This window comes from Shewanella sp. SM95 (genome assembly GCF_025653595.1).
Lineage (GTDB): Bacteria > Pseudomonadota > Gammaproteobacteria > Enterobacterales > Shewanellaceae > Shewanella > Shewanella oncorhynchi.
Genome location: NZ_JAKKSE010000001.1, coordinates 51,192 through 67,349, shown reverse-complemented (window position 1 = coordinate 67,349; position 16,158 = coordinate 51,192). Strand labels below are relative to the sequence as shown.

Annotated in this window: 12 protein-coding genes; 8 read left to right on the top strand and 4 right to left on the bottom strand. The window is 45.6% G+C overall.

Annotated elements, in window-relative coordinates; translation table 11 throughout:
- Positions 1-7 precede the first annotated feature (7 nt).
- Entirely contained in the window at positions 8-1,117 is a 1,110-nt protein-coding gene (locus tag L5M29_RS00280; protein ID WP_263165614.1) for an anhydro-N-acetylmuramic acid kinase, read from the top strand.
- Between the two features lie 15 nt (positions 1,118-1,132).
- Here L5M29_RS00280 and L5M29_RS00275 read toward each other — a convergent pair whose 3' ends face one another.
- Entirely contained in the window at positions 1,133-3,280 is a 2,148-nt protein-coding gene (locus L5M29_RS00275) for a winged helix-turn-helix domain-containing protein (protein WP_263165611.1), read from the bottom strand.
- A 309-nt stretch (positions 3,281-3,589) separates the two neighbouring features.
- Between L5M29_RS00275 and L5M29_RS00270 the strand changes: the two genes are divergently transcribed.
- Together L5M29_RS00270 and L5M29_RS00265 are read left to right on the top strand one after the other, a co-directional pair.
- On the top strand, positions 3,590-5,131 hold the full coding sequence (locus tag L5M29_RS00270) for a hypothetical protein (protein ID WP_263165608.1): 1,542 nt from the start codon (positions 3,590-3,592) through the stop codon (positions 5,129-5,131).
- Positions 5,106-5,984 carry an alpha/beta hydrolase family protein gene (locus L5M29_RS00265; RefSeq protein WP_263165606.1) on the top strand — a complete coding sequence of 293 codons (879 nt, stop codon included), beginning with the start codon at positions 5,106-5,108 and terminating at the stop codon, positions 5,982-5,984. The genes L5M29_RS00270 and L5M29_RS00265 overlap by 26 nt, the downstream gene beginning before the upstream one ends.
- Before the next feature lie 378 nt (positions 5,985-6,362).
- Here L5M29_RS00265 and L5M29_RS00260 read toward each other — a convergent pair whose 3' ends face one another.
- A complete protein-coding gene (locus L5M29_RS00260) occupies positions 6,363-9,389 on the bottom strand; it encodes a TonB-dependent receptor domain-containing protein (RefSeq protein WP_263165605.1) in 3,027 nt (1,008 codons plus the stop codon).
- 689 nt (positions 9,390-10,078) lie between these two features.
- Here L5M29_RS00260 and aqpZ point away from each other — a divergent pair.
- The 3 genes from aqpZ (at position 10,079) to L5M29_RS00245 (ending at position 11,794) form a co-directional block, all read left to right on the top strand.
- Positions 10,079-10,774 (top strand): aquaporin Z, encoded by a 696-nt coding sequence (gene aqpZ / locus L5M29_RS00255; RefSeq protein WP_212599971.1) that lies wholly within the window; start codon positions 10,079-10,081, stop codon positions 10,772-10,774.
- Between the two features lie 164 nt (positions 10,775-10,938).
- Positions 10,939-11,319, top strand: a complete 381-nt coding sequence (locus L5M29_RS00250; RefSeq protein WP_028760853.1) for a DUF2750 domain-containing protein — start codon at positions 10,939-10,941, stop codon at positions 11,317-11,319.
- A gap of 25 nt (positions 11,320-11,344) precedes the next feature.
- Entirely contained in the window at positions 11,345-11,794 is a 450-nt protein-coding gene (locus tag L5M29_RS00245) for a hypothetical protein (RefSeq protein WP_168823456.1), read from the top strand.
- 116 nt (positions 11,795-11,910) lie between these two features.
- On the opposite strand, the gene erpA is transcribed toward L5M29_RS00245, so the two are convergent.
- Positions 11,911-12,261, bottom strand: a complete 351-nt coding sequence (erpA, locus tag L5M29_RS00240; protein ID WP_006080742.1) for an iron-sulfur cluster insertion protein ErpA — start codon at positions 12,259-12,261, stop codon at positions 11,911-11,913.
- Entirely contained in the window at positions 12,254-13,057 is an 804-nt protein-coding gene (locus tag L5M29_RS00235) for a DUF6776 family protein (protein WP_105249880.1), read from the bottom strand. The genes erpA and L5M29_RS00235 overlap by 8 nt, the downstream gene beginning before the upstream one ends.
- 74 nt (positions 13,058-13,131) lie before the next feature.
- Between L5M29_RS00235 and L5M29_RS00230 the strand changes: the two genes are divergently transcribed.
- Together L5M29_RS00230 and L5M29_RS00225 are read left to right on the top strand one after the other, a co-directional pair.
- Complete coding sequence (locus L5M29_RS00230; RefSeq protein ID WP_263165604.1) at positions 13,132-14,856, top strand: chloride channel protein; 1,725 nt, start codon at positions 13,132-13,134, stop codon at positions 14,854-14,856.
- Positions 14,857-15,119: 263 nt separating this feature from the next.
- Positions 15,120-16,139, top strand: a complete 1,020-nt coding sequence (locus L5M29_RS00225) for an aspartate carbamoyltransferase (RefSeq protein WP_105249881.1) — start codon at positions 15,120-15,122, stop codon at positions 16,137-16,139.
- Positions 16,140-16,158 lie beyond the last annotated feature (19 nt).

The following is a 16,158-nucleotide window of genomic DNA, read 5'->3' as shown; positions in this document are numbered from 1 at the left end:
CCTCCCAATGAAAAACGCTTATTATATTGGACTTATGTCAGGCACCAGCATGGACGGTGTCGATGCAGTATTGGTCGACTTTTCAGGCGCGCAGCCGCAGCTTATCGCCAGCCATACCGAAGCTATTCCGAGCCATTTACTCAAAGGTCTACAGCGCCTGTGCTTACCCAGCTCAGATGAAATTAACCGCCTCGGCCGTTTAGATCGTAATGTGGGTCAGCTGTTTGCCTTAGCAGTCAATAATCTGATGGCTAAATGTGCTATTGCGAAAGAAGATATCATCGCCATTGGTAGCCATGGTCAAACTGTGCGCCATATGCCAAACCTCGAAGTGGGTTTTACCTTACAAATTGGCGATCCTAATACTATTGCGACCGAAACAGGCATAGATGTCATTGCCGATTTTCGTCGCAAAGATATTGCCCTTGGTGGCCAAGGCGCGCCCTTAGTACCCGCATTCCACCAGCAAACCTTTGCCCAAGTCGGTAAAAAACGTGTCATCCTCAATATTGGTGGTATTGCCAATATCACCTATCTGCCGGGCAATAGCGAAGAAGTCTTAGGCTTTGATACAGGGCCTGGCAACACCTTAATTGATGCCTGGATGCAACAGGTTAAAAGTGAAGCCTTCGATAAAAATGGCGAATGGGCTGCATCCGGAAAAACTGATCAAAGCTTATTAACTCAGCTGCTTTCGCATCCGTATTTCTCCCTTGCTTACCCTAAAAGCACCGGTCGCGAACTGTTTAACCAAGCTTGGTTAGAGCAGCAATTATCGCCCTTTAATCATTTAGATGAAGAAGATATTCAATCAACTTTATTGGATTTAACCTGCCACAGCATAGCCCAAGACATTATTAAACTATCCAATGAAGGAGAATTATTCGTCTGTGGCGGCGGTGCATTTAATGGTCAACTGATGCAGCGTCTTGCAGCCTTATTACCAGGTTATAAGCTGGATACTACCTCGGCCCTTGGCGTCGATCCTAAGTGGGCAGAAGGCATCGCCTTTGCCTGGCTCGCCATGCGCAATCACTTAGGTTTACCCGCTAATCTCCCTGCAGTAACAGGCGCCTCCCGCGAAGCCGTACTCGGCGGACGATTTAGCGCTAAGTAATCCACAAAACGCACGTTATTTAAGTAACTTGTGTTTAAGTAAGATGATATCACGCTGTGGGAATCCATCGAGCGTCATCACTAAGCGGTTTGCCTCCGGAATATACGTCATGGAGCCAAAACCGCTTAAGCTCGAACGTGGTACCCTCAGGAGTGGTGTCACCTGTTTACTGTTCGCCTCCCAATAATTCAATAACTGCTCGTTACCATTACTCGATTTAAAATAAACCCCGCTTGCCGTAAGCACCCAGTTATTACCCGCGCGAAACGCTTTAGTTGATATTAACTGCTCAACGTGCTCGGGATGCGCTAAATTAATCTGCCACAGTCCATTCTCACCATCACGGCTAAAGACCAATTCGGTGGCCGATTTTGCAAACCCCACCCCCATACTCAATGAACTAATCACCCTAGGTGCACGATTGTCTAAGTAAAACTCCGTAATGCCATCAGAGGTTGAGGCGAACACAGCAGTCCCCTGCCAATTCCAGCTTGGACGACCATGGTTGTGATAACTCGAGGCTAACGCGGTAATGTTTTTATTGGCTAAATCTAAAATAAAAATTCGATTGCCTTCATTTCGATCATCTGGAGCAATAAATGCGATTTTAGAACCATCGGGTGACCAGCGTGGATAAGCGACTCGTGACTTAAGTTGAGTAAGTTGTTCTAGTTTTTGGCCATTGATATCTGAGGTCCAAATCTCGTTATAACCCGTCTCACTAGAAACAAACACTATCCGTTTCGCCTCGGGAGAATAATCTGGATTACGGTGGCTGATGCTGGAATACAGCAGCGGAAACAAGCTCCCCGGTACAGTATCGCCGAGGGAAAAATAGGCCATCTGGAATTGGCGACGATATTGGTGATAAACCAGCTCTCCCTCTTCAGACACGCTACTGGGATAACTCATTCCTTCCACATCAAGTGGGCGAATACGCGCAGTGTCAATATCAATGGTAAAGCCATTGCGGCTGCCAGAATCTTCTGTCGCGAAGACTAACGCCTGACTGTCGAGTGTCCAGCTTAAACCACGAATATCTTCTAACCCTTGTGTGAGGCGTTTTTCATGGGCACTAGCTAAGTCCCTAATAAAAATATCTTCCGAGATATTACTAAAGCGCCTTGCTATCGCCAGCCAGCGTCCATCGGGGCTGTACGCTAAATCCCGATCTTCATAGTTACAGGGGGTATCGCAGGATAATCGTTCTGCTGTAGCTTCGTTTGATTTAAGAGATAAACGATAAATTCCGCCAATCTTATCTAACTCATGGGCAGAGATATAAGTAAGATATTGACCGTCGGGTGAAATATCTATCGCTGTCATATCCGAACTACAGGGTGCTAAAGCCAACATCTCATTGGTCGCTAAAATCAGCTGAGTGATGGTGCACTTTCCTGTGGCATGACTGCGGGATGCAAAAAATAATGCCGTATCATCTAGGCTCCAAACTGCGCGCAGCTCAGAGGACGTTGAAGGCGTTAACTGGCGAGCGAGAATATCTTCACGTTTAAAATCTTTAAGATAAAGGCTAGAGGTGGCTCCAGGTCGACTCGCTCCATATATTAGCCAACGTCTATCGTGAGATAGTCGGGGGTAACGTTCAGACCCAGGGTCTCGGGTGAGCACGGTAAGTTGAGTATCCGTCATCCTCTGTTTATCTTGGTACAAATGTACACTAATAAATACGCCTGAGACTAAAATAACGGCTCCCATTAGCATCGCCATCAAGCGCATACGCTGAGTCGTATGCAGCAATTTAGCCTCGGTAGTTTGTCGTTGCTCTTCACCGTCATCAAAGGTGTCGTAAATAGGCGGCAATAACAATCGATATCCGGTTTTACGCACGGTTTCAATCACGCCGCTTTCCTGAGCGAAGGGGGATAATTGCTGCCGTAAATGCCAAATCGCGTTGGTGAGCGCCTTAGTTCCCACGTAGACGTTGCCCTCCCATACTTTATCAATCAGCTCATCGCGGGTAACCACATCAGGATAACGAAGGGCAAGATAGCTAAGAACTTCAATAAACTTGGGTTGAAGCGAGACTTTAGCGAATTCGTTTTGGTGAAGTTCATCGCCCGACGTTTGAAATGAAATTGAGTTATCAGAAGGATCAATACGACAACGCCCCAAACAAAAACTCAACTTACTCTTATCCTTCATATTTTCTCACACCTGAGTTATTGATCTTTTTATGGTTAGGGTAATGAGTACATCATTTGGTTAGATACTACCTAAGACTTAGCCCAGTTAGCAAACGAATGAATTAAACTAACTATATAAAATTCAAAATATTAGCTCGTATAAAATCTAAAATAGAGATTTAAACAATATAGAATCGAGTCGAGGCGGGTTGCGACAAAGCAACAGATTGCTTACAACTGCATGACCAATAAAAACTTATGCGTCAACGTCTTACTCCTGTTACAAATTATCTGTGCGGGAGTTATGCACTTTGTTAGGGACCCAAACATGCTTCGTTTAGCCTTGATTTGCATCGGAATGATGTTATGTCCAATTTTTACCCCACAGACCTTAGCACAAGACTACCAAAAGCCTTCCTCTGCATTGCAGCAAACCATTAACCACAGTACCAGCCTCACGACACGACTCTCAAACGATCATCAATGGCTGGCATTACTCAGTCCCATTTCGGCCCCTAGCATTGCTACCCTTGCTATGCCAGAGCACAAACTGGCGGGGCTACGTATCGCAGCAGAGCAATTTTTACCGAGCCGCATTACCCAGCGTTATCATCAGCTCACGCTTATCAATATCAAAGACAACGGGCACCGAGTCATCACCTTGCCAGGTGGATATGATATTACTGAACTTAGGTTTTCTCCCGATAGCCGTAATCTCTCTTACGTAAGTTTAACGCCCGAGGGCGGCTATTTATGTGTTTATAATATCGCTAAAGATCGTCATCAACAGCTGTCAAATGAGCGTTTAAACGGCACTATTAGTCTTGATTATCAATGGGCTAATAATAAAACTCTGCTTGCTCGCTTTGTAATAGCGCAAGACATAAGCGCAAGTCAGCCCCACGTTTCCATCAGCCCGAAAACCAAGGAAACATCAGGCAAAAATAGTCCGCAGCGCACCTATCAAAACTTACTGAAAACCTCGGCAGATAAGCAGTTATTTAGCAGCCTGACTACCAGTCAACTTGCGCTAGTAGATTTAGAAGGCAAACTCACGAAAATCGGGGCGCCGGGGATTATTGAAGATTTCTCGGTGTCTCCCGATGGCCAGTATATTTTGAGCCGCCAAATCACAACGCCCTTCTCAACTCAGGTAAAGTATGATGATTTTCCAACTTTAACAGAGATTTATAACCTTAATGGCCAACTGATTACCCTGTTACACCAGAGCCAAGGAGGGGAATCTCGACCACAGGGAAAAGATTCAGTCCTGCCTGGTCCGCGTATGTTGCATTGGGTACAAGGTCAAGCGGCAACCTTAGCGTTTACCAAAGCCCTAGATCAGGGAGATAGCCAGCGAGATGCGCCACTGCGTGATAGCCTTTGGCTACTCGACGCCCCCTTTACTCAACAAGCCACTCGCGTTGCACAAACCCAGTGGAGGATTACAGATATTGACTGGGCTGAAAACCACTTAACCTTAATCACTGAGCGTAATAGTAAAGCTCAACAGATCAGACTCAGCAGTCTAAACACCCGTCTTGGGGAAAGCTCACTGCATACCTTAAACGAGCGTAATCTGCGCGATAAGTACCAAGACCTAGGACTCTTTGCAAAACACTATTATCCAGGAAAAGGACAAGTCGTTAGTTTGCAACAAGGGGCTAAAACCACAGGACTAATTCACTATGGTCAAGGTGCCACCCCACAGGGCGACAAGCCTTTTTTAAAGCGCACTTCACTCATAACAACTGAGTCATCACTACTATGGCAATCCGCATCCAACAGATTAGAATCAGTGCGTTATGTGTTAAATCTTGACCCATTACAACTCATCATCAATCGTGAAAGCCCAACAGCCCCCCCCTAGCCTTGTCCTACTCAATGGCACCAAAGAAAGCGTACTTTACGAGCAACCCGATGGACTGAGTTCTTATCTGGGCATGCAAAAACAGCTTATAACCTTCAAAAGAGCAGATGGTGTACCTCTTTCAGGGACGCTGTACCTACCCGCCAATTACACCAAGGAACAAGGAACCTTACCCGTATTGATGTGGGCTTACCCGCGGGAATTTAACGATCCCGAGGTTGCCGGCCAAATTAGCTTTAGCGCCAATAAATATCCCACCATCAGCCCAAGGGGCCCAATACCTTTGGTCGCTGAAGGCTTTGCGGTGTTTGATAAAGTCTCAATGCCTATCATTGCCCAAGGGGATAAAGAGCCTAATGACACCTTTCGGGAGCAATTGACGGCCAACGCACAAGCCGCTATCGATACCTTAGTCGATTTAGGTATTGCTGATCGCAAGCAAATTGCCGTTGGCGGGCATTCCTATGGTGCCTTTATGGTCGCCAACTTACTGGCGCATACGGATTTATTCTATGCAGGTATCGCTTATAATCGCAGCCTAACGCCATTTGGTTTTCAAAATGAAGAACGCACCTACTGGCAAGCCAATGATATTTACCAACAAATGTCGCCATTTAATTATGCGGATAAGATCAAATCGCCTTTGCTGCTTATTCATGGCGAAATGGATCAAAACTCGGGCACTTTCCCGCTGCAATCTGAGCGTCTGTTTGATGCGATTCAAGGATTGGGAGGGAAAGCGAGATTAGTTATCTTAGCATTTGAAGGGCACAGTTATACGGCTAAGGAATCCCTAGAACATCTACTGTTTGAACAAAGCCAGTTCTTAAAGGCGAATTTACCCTCCAAGTAACTTGTCATTCAATGCTGTAATGAATCGATAAGTTCGCATTAACGCTTAACATATTGTCAAGATAGCTCCCAACGATACCCTGGCGGCATACATACTCGCCGCTAAGGGTAATATCAGTTCATACCATCAAGCCTGTAAAAACATTAGCTTAAAGTGTATTGTTGAACCTACACCATTTTGCCCCCAGCCCCAACTTAACTGACCAGCCGAACTCGCTTAGCTAAAACTTTTGCGTAAACTCCCCGTTAAAACCGCTTAACTATCTGATGGAACCATAGCCAACAACTGTTCCTTTCTTGCTTAAGCCATTTAATTGCCAATAAAAAAACCGCATGCAGGGAGCCACATGCGGTTTAACCAACTTAAGTTAACTGACCTTTAGAACTTAAGCTCTGCACCTAGGTAGGCATAACGCCCTACACCACCGCCGTAGGCACTGCTGTAGTTACCATTACCGGTTTCAATTAAGTCGCCACCATCAGCTACCCAAGGACCTTGATTGTCGAAAATATTGCGTAAACCGCCATATAAACGTAATTCAGCCTGACTCACGTCCATGGTGTAAGACACTGACAAATCATGAGTGATATACGAGCCATAGAACAGGAAGGCTGGTGTTTCAGGATTCGCCACAGCGCTTACATCACCGGCATCGAGTTTAGTTTGGTTCAGTGCTTGCAGGGTGTTCCATTCTTCGACTCTGTCGTGACTATCGACCATAGCGCTCTTATACTTCGCGCTCCAACGCACACGCCAATCATCGTTACTCCAAGTTAATGAAAGCGTGCCTCTGTCTTCAAAAATCCCACTGGCAAGCTCACCAACATAATCCTCTTCCACTATACCATCAGCACCGTAGTAACTTGAGCTGTATTCCAACACATGGGTCCAGTTAGTGTTTAAGCTCAGTTCACCGTAATCAGCCAGTTCCCACTCGTAGGCCATTGCGAAGTCGATACCACGAGTAACTATGTCATTCAGGTTCAGTTCCTGCTGAATAATCTGGGTGATTTGGCCCTCGGTATCGCGCGTGATAGCCTGACAGTACTCATTATCGGCTCCATAGGGATTACTCGAGTTATAACACTCAGCCAGAATATCCTCGTTACTTAATGAACCAATAGCATCAGCGACTTTGATATCGTAGTAATCAACCGCCAGATTAAAGCCTTCAAGGAAGGCTGGCGCCATGGTAAAGCCTAAGGTGTAGGTATCCGCCGTTTCTTCGGTCAGGTTTTCATTACCTGCGTTAGGAGAATACTTAGAGCCCGTTTCCGCCTTAAAGGTGCCAGTACTCGCAATGGCAGCAGCAATCCCAGGATCGAGACGACAACTATCATGTCCAGCGCCTGTTGAGGTTGCCGTTACACCATTACAAATATCGCGAATACTGTCGTAATCACCACGGGGTGGAGAGATAAGCTCAGTGATATTCGGCGCACGTTGTGAACGAGAGTAGTTGGCACGTAAAGCATAGTTTGCAATGGGTTCCCACAGTATGCCTGTACGGTAGCTCGACATTAAATCAATGTTTTTCTGACTGTAATCCGCAAGACGCAAGGACACATCCACATCAAGCTTATTGGCGAAATCCATATCCCTTAACAGTGGCAGATTCGCCTCACCAAAGGCTTCCCATACTGTGACATTACCTTCAAAGGGAGGAACATCGTTAAAGGTAATCGCATCGCCACGCATCGCCTTATCGGTATCGACAGCTTGAGTATCACGGCGATACTCCATCCCGAATGCCGATTGCACACCACCTGCGGGTAGCTCAAACAACTCGCCAGAAATATACCCTAACGCATTGAATTGAGTTATATCGGTATTGATATAGGGATTAGCGCGAATATAGTCAGCCCCTTCCTTGCTGATAGAGCCTTCACCAAAAATATTGACGGGCACACAGCCTTCAGCTCTGGCTGCTTCACTGGCACATTGAATAGTGACACCATCAGCGGCATATACAGCATTCAAAGCATTTCTTAAACGACGAATGCTGATCTCATTGCTACGGCGTTGACGCTGCTCGAACTGGCCGTAACCTACTGACGCATCCCAAGTCCAAGTTTCAAACAAATCCCCCTGTAAACCCACCCAAGTACGAAGCGTGGTACGCTCGTTATCACTTTCAACAGGCCCAACTTCTTCGAAACGACGATCCCAGGTAATACTCTTACCCCCTCCTGTCGCTGCAATTTCAGCTGGTATATAAGGGTTATTGGCTAAAATACTACCCGCATCAATCATCCCTGGTAACCCAGTGATTGGATCGATATACAGCTCAGCATCGTTATAGTCTTGACCTTCTGCGTCGGTACGGCGAAACGCGGTATTACGGCTGAATTGTACTTGTACATTGGCGCGCACATCTTCACTAAGGTCATAGTTCATTTTGACCGCTGCGGCTAAAGTATCCTCTGGTACCTTTAGCAGACCAGTGGTATAGCCGTTATAACCATCACGCTCTTCTTTAAAGTCAGTTTTAAGTTCTGTACCATCGTACCACCAAGCATTCGACTTAAAGCGGCCGCCGACGATGTCATTGCTGCGCTCACGCCAATCGTCCCGCGTAATATCCCGCATACATTGATAGCCATCAACGGTATTCATGGTGTTACACATTTGCTTTTCATCGTAAGCAAAGCTCGACTCATACAGGGCTCGTTCCCTGTCAGTGGCGAATAATCCATGCTGTTTGTCATAGGTGGCACTTGCGTAAATATAACCCTTATCACTATTGAAATCAGCTCCATAACCCACATCTACTGTGGTTTCACGGCCACCACCTTCAGTCGTTTCACCACCACGGGCATTAATCTCAAACCCAGTCTTGTTTTGCTGGGTGATAATATTGACCACACCTGCAATCGCATCCGAACCATACACAGCTGACGCACCACCGGTGATGATTTCGACCTTATCGACCATGGCCGCAGGAATAGTGCTTAAACTGACATAGTTGCCACTGTAACTGTTAGAAACAACACGACGACCATCAATAAGCGTTAAGGTACGATCTGTGCCTAAGTTCCGTAGATCAATGGTTGATAAGCCGGTATTTTGCACACTCGATTGGCTATTGGTGCTGCTAACCCCTTCAGCCAATGCCGGAATTTGATCAACTAAAATATCCGCCAATGAGCCGATACCACTATCTGCAATATCCTTTGCGTCAAGGCCCTGTAAAGGCGTACTTAAGGAAAAACTATCTCGCTTAATACGCGAACCCGTTACGGTGACTTTTTCTATACCGTCGTTCTTATCCGCGCCTTCAACCTCAACTCGAGCTGCATTTTCGTTAACTGTATTCACTTCTATAGGATCGGCAGCCCAAGCTACCGAAGGAACAATACCAAACATCGATACTTGTATTGCTAAGGTCAATAGTTTCTTCTTCATCCTTCCCACCTTCACTTTTAGACATCGCAAACCATTTTTGTTGTTATGTAGAGCGGTTACTTAAATTAGCCCAATGCCTTAGCCTGCGATTTTCATCTCCTAGGTTTTTGGATTAACCATGGGTTAGCAACACCGCAAACACATGATTAACATTTAAGCAACCTTGTTCTTTTACTTTGCTTAGTGAAGAGCAGCAACGAAATGACCCTCGTTTATTTCCCCGTTTTATATCTATTAAATATCTATTCTTTTATTTTCAAATAATTAAAGAATAAATAGACAATAAATCGATTATGAAATGCTTAGAAACTGATAGTGCCTAACTCAAAAATAAACGCCTTTTCACAACGAAACCCCAAGCGAGTAAGAGGATAAGCTTGAAGCCTCCCCTAAAAACGGAGCAAATTGTCCCTATAAAGCATTATCAAAAATGCACAATATAAAAAGCCATCTATGCTTGATCACAGTTGTGCCATGTAAACGAACTAAAGTGATTGTTAACTAAGCAGTAAAAACACAACACTCTGATTGTGATGGCCAGCTTTGGCATGAACAATCTGGGCGTGCAAAACTTCAATTAAGGGAATGGTTATTTATCTAGCTAAACTTAACCAGCGAGATAAACAAGGGTTTATGTAATGGCGTCAAAAGCCACACAAACATAAATCGACTAAATAGGAAATCAAACAATGAACATGTCACAAAAAATGGCGGCAGAATTTCTCGGCACCTTGTGGTTAGTCCTTGGAGGGTGTGGTAGTGCTGTACTCGCCGCCGCATTTCCAGAAGTAGGCATAGGCTTACTCGGCGTCGCTTTAGCTTTTGGATTAACCGTATTAACCATGGCCTTTGCGATTGGCCATATTTCAGGTTGTCATCTCAACCCTGCAGTGTCATTCGGCCTTTGGGCTGGGGGACGTTTTCCGGCAGCAGAATTATTGCCCTATATCGTAGCCCAAGTCGCGGGTGGAATTGTTGGCGCTGGCATCTTGTATCTCATCGCTTCAGGACAAGAGGGATTTTCACTCGCGGGCGGATTTGCCTCTAACGGTTTTGGTGAGCACTCACCGGGTGGCTATAGCATGCTGTCGGTGATGATTTGTGAAATCGTTATGACACTGTTCTTCTTGATTATTATTTTAGGTGCCACCGATGAGCGAGCTCCTAAGGGATTTGCCCCAATTGCCATAGGGTTAGGTTTAACCTTAATTCACCTTATTAGTATTCCTGTGTCCAATACTTCGGTGAACCCAGCGCGTAGCACAGGCCCTGCACTGTTTGTCGGTGACTGGGCGGTATCACAGCTCTGGTTGTTCTGGGTAGCACCGATTGTCGGCGCCATTTTGGCGGGCTTTATCTATCGCTACTTCCGCGCGGCAGAATAAAAGCCGAAGATCTAACACAACAGCGCTCTCTTGGCGCTGTTGTTCTTTTTCTAATCCCGCTCTAATGTTACCATTTAGCCAACTGGCGAATTTTGCTGTGCCCTAGGTTTTTACATTAGAGACACAACAGGCTTCGCCCTATCCAAGCAAAAGAGATATTTTTCATGAGCAAGACTGTTAAAAACCTCGCTGAGACAGCAGCAATGACGCCAGAAGCCCGTTACGATTACCTCGTTGAACAAGTTAAAGAACACAAAATACTTTGGACATTACAAGATCAAGACGGTTGCGTGATGTTAACCACTGAAGAAGAAGATTGCATCCCAATGTGGCCAACCGAAGAAGCCGCTGATTCTTGGGCTGTGGATGAATGGAGTGATTGCCAAACGTTAGCGATTCCACTCGACGAATTTCACGAAAGATGGGTGCCAGGCATGGAAGATGACGACCTCTTTGTCGCCGTATTCCCAGTATTAGATGATTTAGGTGTGGTAATCCCGCCTTATGAGTTAGATCAAAGATTAGCGCCTAAGCAAAGCCACTAATCGCTATCGCTAAACGAGAATGCCTATGAGCGAGCAAAAATCGGCGATACCGACACCAGAGGCAAGTACAGCCCTTAGTCAGCACTTTCCGAAACGACTCATTGCACTATTGCTAGTGTATGTTGTTGCGTCAGTGAGTGGCTTAATCGCTAAACAAGGGGTGTTATTTTGTCTGCTAACCCTCCTGATGGTGATTGCCATTATCGGTCGGCAAAAAGCAGGGCTTATCATGCTACGCGGCTACACAGTCGTGCAGCTTGGATTGATTAGCATGCTGCCAGTGATCATGTACGATCCGGGCAACTTAGTGGTAGGTCCAACGACAGTGTATCTAGGTGAATGGCAGGGAAAACTGCCTGACTATGTGATTTTTATCGCTTTGATCGTCTTGTCATTACTGCAAGTTTGGATAGCCTTTGATAAAAAGGTAAAGGCATGGTTTAAGCCTAAGCTTAACCTGAATATCATGAGCTAAGCTCTTGTAGAAAATAAATTTAGCCCAACAAAAAGCCGTCATTGTGACGGCTTTTTTGATCTCACTCCACGCCTAAAAAGATGCAAAGTTAGTCATCATTAAACAGAAAAACTTTTTTACACAGAGAAACTGGCACCACAGCCACAGGTCGTGGTTGCGTTAGGGTTTTTCACGAAGAAGCGAGAACCTTCCAGTCCTGAAGTGTAATCCACTTCACCACCGACTAAATATTGTAGGCTCATAGGATCGACAACCAAGAGAACGCCTTGTTTTTCTATCGTAAAATCGCCGTCATTGACCTTTTCATCAAAGGTAAAGCCGTACTGAAATCCAGAACAACCACCACCAGTCACATAGACTCGTAGCTTAAGTGCAGGATTTTGCTCTTCTTCCAGCAAACCTTTCACCTTAGCGGCTGCCGCATCGGTAAATTGGATTGGCATTGCTGTATCAGCTTGATCAGTCATTACTACCTCTTACATCAGTTTTCTGGGGCAAATTATCCTTTACCTGACTGTTTTGTTCAAGTATTACCCGTGGTTCTTTTTCACCCTGTAATAACTCAGGGGCACTATAGACATGTTCGGTCTGCGAATTCTTAGTCCAGCGGCTCGAAGGCACCAGCACTTTGACTTTCACTTGTTGTAAATTAAAGCCAGCAGGAACAGTGACCTTGGTATCTATGACTTGAAAATAGCGAAAATCAAATTCCAACTTAGAACCCGTGAGTTTGTTCACACTCAAGCTAACAGATTTGCCATCTTGCACACCAATGAGCGTCAATTCAGTTCGACCTTGAATAGCTTGCTTACGCTTTTGCAACTGAGTCAACACCAACTTGAGATGATATTCATCGGCCAAAGCGCCCGGCGTCATTTCAAGTCCGTGAATAGCGACACCTTCAGCATTATCATCCGGTGTCATAATGCTGCGGTAAAATGCCAGCTCATGTTCCAATTCTTTTTGCTTTTTCATTTGCTGGCCAAACATTTCTTGCATTTGGGTATTAGCCTCTCGCTCGACGGACAGCTCTAAATTTCGGGTTGCAAGTAGTTGGGTCTGTGCCTCTAACTCAGCGGTCAAGCGTTGAGTCTTGCTGCTGATATGCTTAACAACAGGCTCATCGCTGCTTAATAGCAGAAAACTTATCCAAGCCCCAAAAAGAATAGAAACTAACACTAAAAGCGATAAATATACTGAAGATGGACGATACTTGAGATCCATCACTTGCAGCCGATCTAGCCAACGATGATAATTTGGCATTAGGTAACAGCCCCTTATATAAAATACAATCAACTCAAGAACGAGTTCGATACAATACAACTCAGGCCAATGTAGTGCAATTAACGATAAATAAAGTCGCTATCCAACATGCCATAGTCACAGCCAAAAAGTATTTAACCAATGAGCTACGTGACCATTTATCTCAAGCCCGCATCAGTGCACAGCTGTGCATACTGGCACTGTTATTTGCTATTTTTGCATCCTGTGTGATCTTACTGTTTCGACTCTTGCTCGTTTGGGCTAATCATTACACCCAAATACAGGCGCTGGATTTTACGGGGAACGTCGCCGACTGGCGAGTCCTGTTACCCCTTTTAGGCGCAATATTAATTTGGATAGTGGCGAAGTTGGGCTCCAAACGCTACAAACGTATGGGAATAGCCTATGTGTTACATAGAGTTAAACTGCATTATGGTAAAATCCCCCTACAATCCGCCGCTGGGCAATTTTTTCAAGCACTCTTTGCCCTAGGCACAAATTTCTCAGTCGGCCGTGAAGGTCCTGCCATTCATCTGGGTGCTGTCAGCGCCAGTTTTCTCGCTGAAAAATTCAATCTTCCCGATAATAGCGTACGCATCATGTGTGCCAGTGGCATTGCAGCAGGGATTGCCGCCACTTTTAACGCGCCCTTGGCGGCGGTGATTTTTGTACTCGAAGTGATAGTACGTGAATATAAAATCCATTACTTTTTCCCGATTATGCTCTCCGCAATTTGTGGCGCAGTTTCAAGCCAACTGGTGTTTGGTAATGTGCACGAATTTGACCGTATTCAAGTGATCCACATTCCCTTAGACCATTACCCTATTCTCGCCATTGGCGGCGTGGTATTAGGCTGCGCTGCGGCGCTGTTTAATTACTCACTCTTAAAAGTCACCGCGACGGGGCAAAACTGGCCACTGATTTACCGACTATTATTGGCGGGTAGTGTCACCACCCTAATCGGTCTCGTGTTGCCGCAAGCCCTTGGCACGGGCGATCTCGCCATTAGCGAAGCCATTAGCCAACATCCAAGCCTGTTGCTGTTAATCGCCCTGTTATTTGCCAAAACCATCGCCACTATTGCGGCGATTGGCTTAGGTATTCCCGGTGGTTTGATTGGTCCACTTTATGGTATCGGCGCGCTGCTCGGGGCGATTTTGGCGCTGATCAGCGCTATCTTATTCCCGTCCATCGCCCCTTATGTAGGGCTTTACACTGTGATCGGCATGACGGCCATGATGGGCGTGTGCTTAAGCGCGCCGCTGGCGGCGTTAGTCGCCCTGCTAGAAATGACCAATGATGCCAGTATTATCCTGCCGGCGATGTTTGTGACTATTCCCGCATTTTTAATTGCCTATCAAGGTTTTAAGACTAACTCTATTTTCTTTAAACAATTAGAAATCATGGGGCTAGGCTATAAAGTTGCGCCAGTAAATTTAGCGCTGCAGAAAAAAGGCGTGCGAGCCTTGATGGATAAACGCTTTGTTATCGTCAATAACAACGATGAATTGTTACTCGAAGTGCTTAAACGGGCCGAAGGTCGACCAGTGCTGGTTCGCAATGCCGATAGCGTTATCGAAATGCTCAGCCTTGAAATGCAATCCTACGATGACAGTACCACGCTATCGCGCCATCCCATGCAAGGCTTAAGCGACAGCACTACGCTCAATGAAGCCTATTTACTCTTGTCATCCAAGCGCAGCGGTGAGGTGTTTATCTATCAAGATACGCCCGATAACGTGGTCGGAGTGATCAGTTGGTCGAACCTGCAACAGGAAATTCGCTTAGGACAAGCCTAGTGCCAATTAATGACATCGATTTAAAACCTGATATCAATTTAAAATCTGATAGTGATGCAGAATCTTATATTGATACCAAACCTAATGCGGCAGATTAAAAGCTTTGGGCTTCATCGCAAAAATCTAACACAGTGGCAATGTGGCTATTTCGTTGCCCCAGTGCTTCTGCTACAATCGCGCCTCAGCCACCCTACATAACATCAGGGCAGATAAGCGCGATACCGCAGCTTAAAATGCCCCCTAGCAAATTGGAAAACAGGCTGATGAATCAGTTCGAAGGATCCCATATCCTCTCCGTAAACCAGTTAGATCTTGACTCAATCCAAACTATTTTTAATGTCGCTAGCCGCATGATGCCCTATGCACTTCGAGAGAAGCGCAATAATGTGCTCGATGGCGCCATTTTAGGTAACCTGTTTTTCGAACCCAGTACCCGTACCCGCGTAAGTTTTGGCTGTGCCTTTAACTTACTTGGCGGCCATGTGCGTGAAACCACAGGTATGGCGTCATCGTCTTTATCTAAGGGTGAATCCCTGTACGATACGGCGCGCGTGTTATCCACTTATTCCGATGTGATTGCAATGCGCCATCCAGACTCTTATTCAGTGAAAGAGTTTGCCGAAGGCAGCCGCGTCCCAGTGATCAACGGTGGCGATGGTTCGAACGAACATCCAACCCAAGCTCTACTCGATTTATACACTATCCAAAAAGAACTCAAATGTGCCGGCCGCGGTATCGATGGCATGCACATAGCAATGGTCGGCGACTTAAAATTTGGCCGCACAGTGCATTCACTATCACGCTTACTCTGCATGTATAAGAACATCAGTTTCACACTGATTTCACCTGCTGAATTAGCGATGCCTGATTATGTGATCTCCGACATTGAAAATGCTGGCCATAGCATCAAAATAACCGACCAGCTTGAAGGCCATTTAGATCAAGCAGATATTTTGTATCTCACTCGCATTCAAGAAGAACGCTTCCCTTCACAGGAAGAAGCAAATAAGTATCGCGGCAAGTTCCGCTTAAATCGCAGTATTTACACTCAGCATTGCAAATCTAACACTGTCATTATGCATCCGCTTCCAAGGGATTCACGTGCGCAAGCCAATGAGTTAGATAATGATTTAAATAGCCATCCCAATCTTGCTATCTTCAGACAGGCGGATAATGGGCTGTTAATTCGCATGGCTTTGTTTGCATTGACACTCGGCGTTGATAATCAACTCGAAAAATATGAGTGTCCGGTTAATTGGTATTCACGTAAAGCCGATCGCTAATTGGCTACAGACTTTAAGG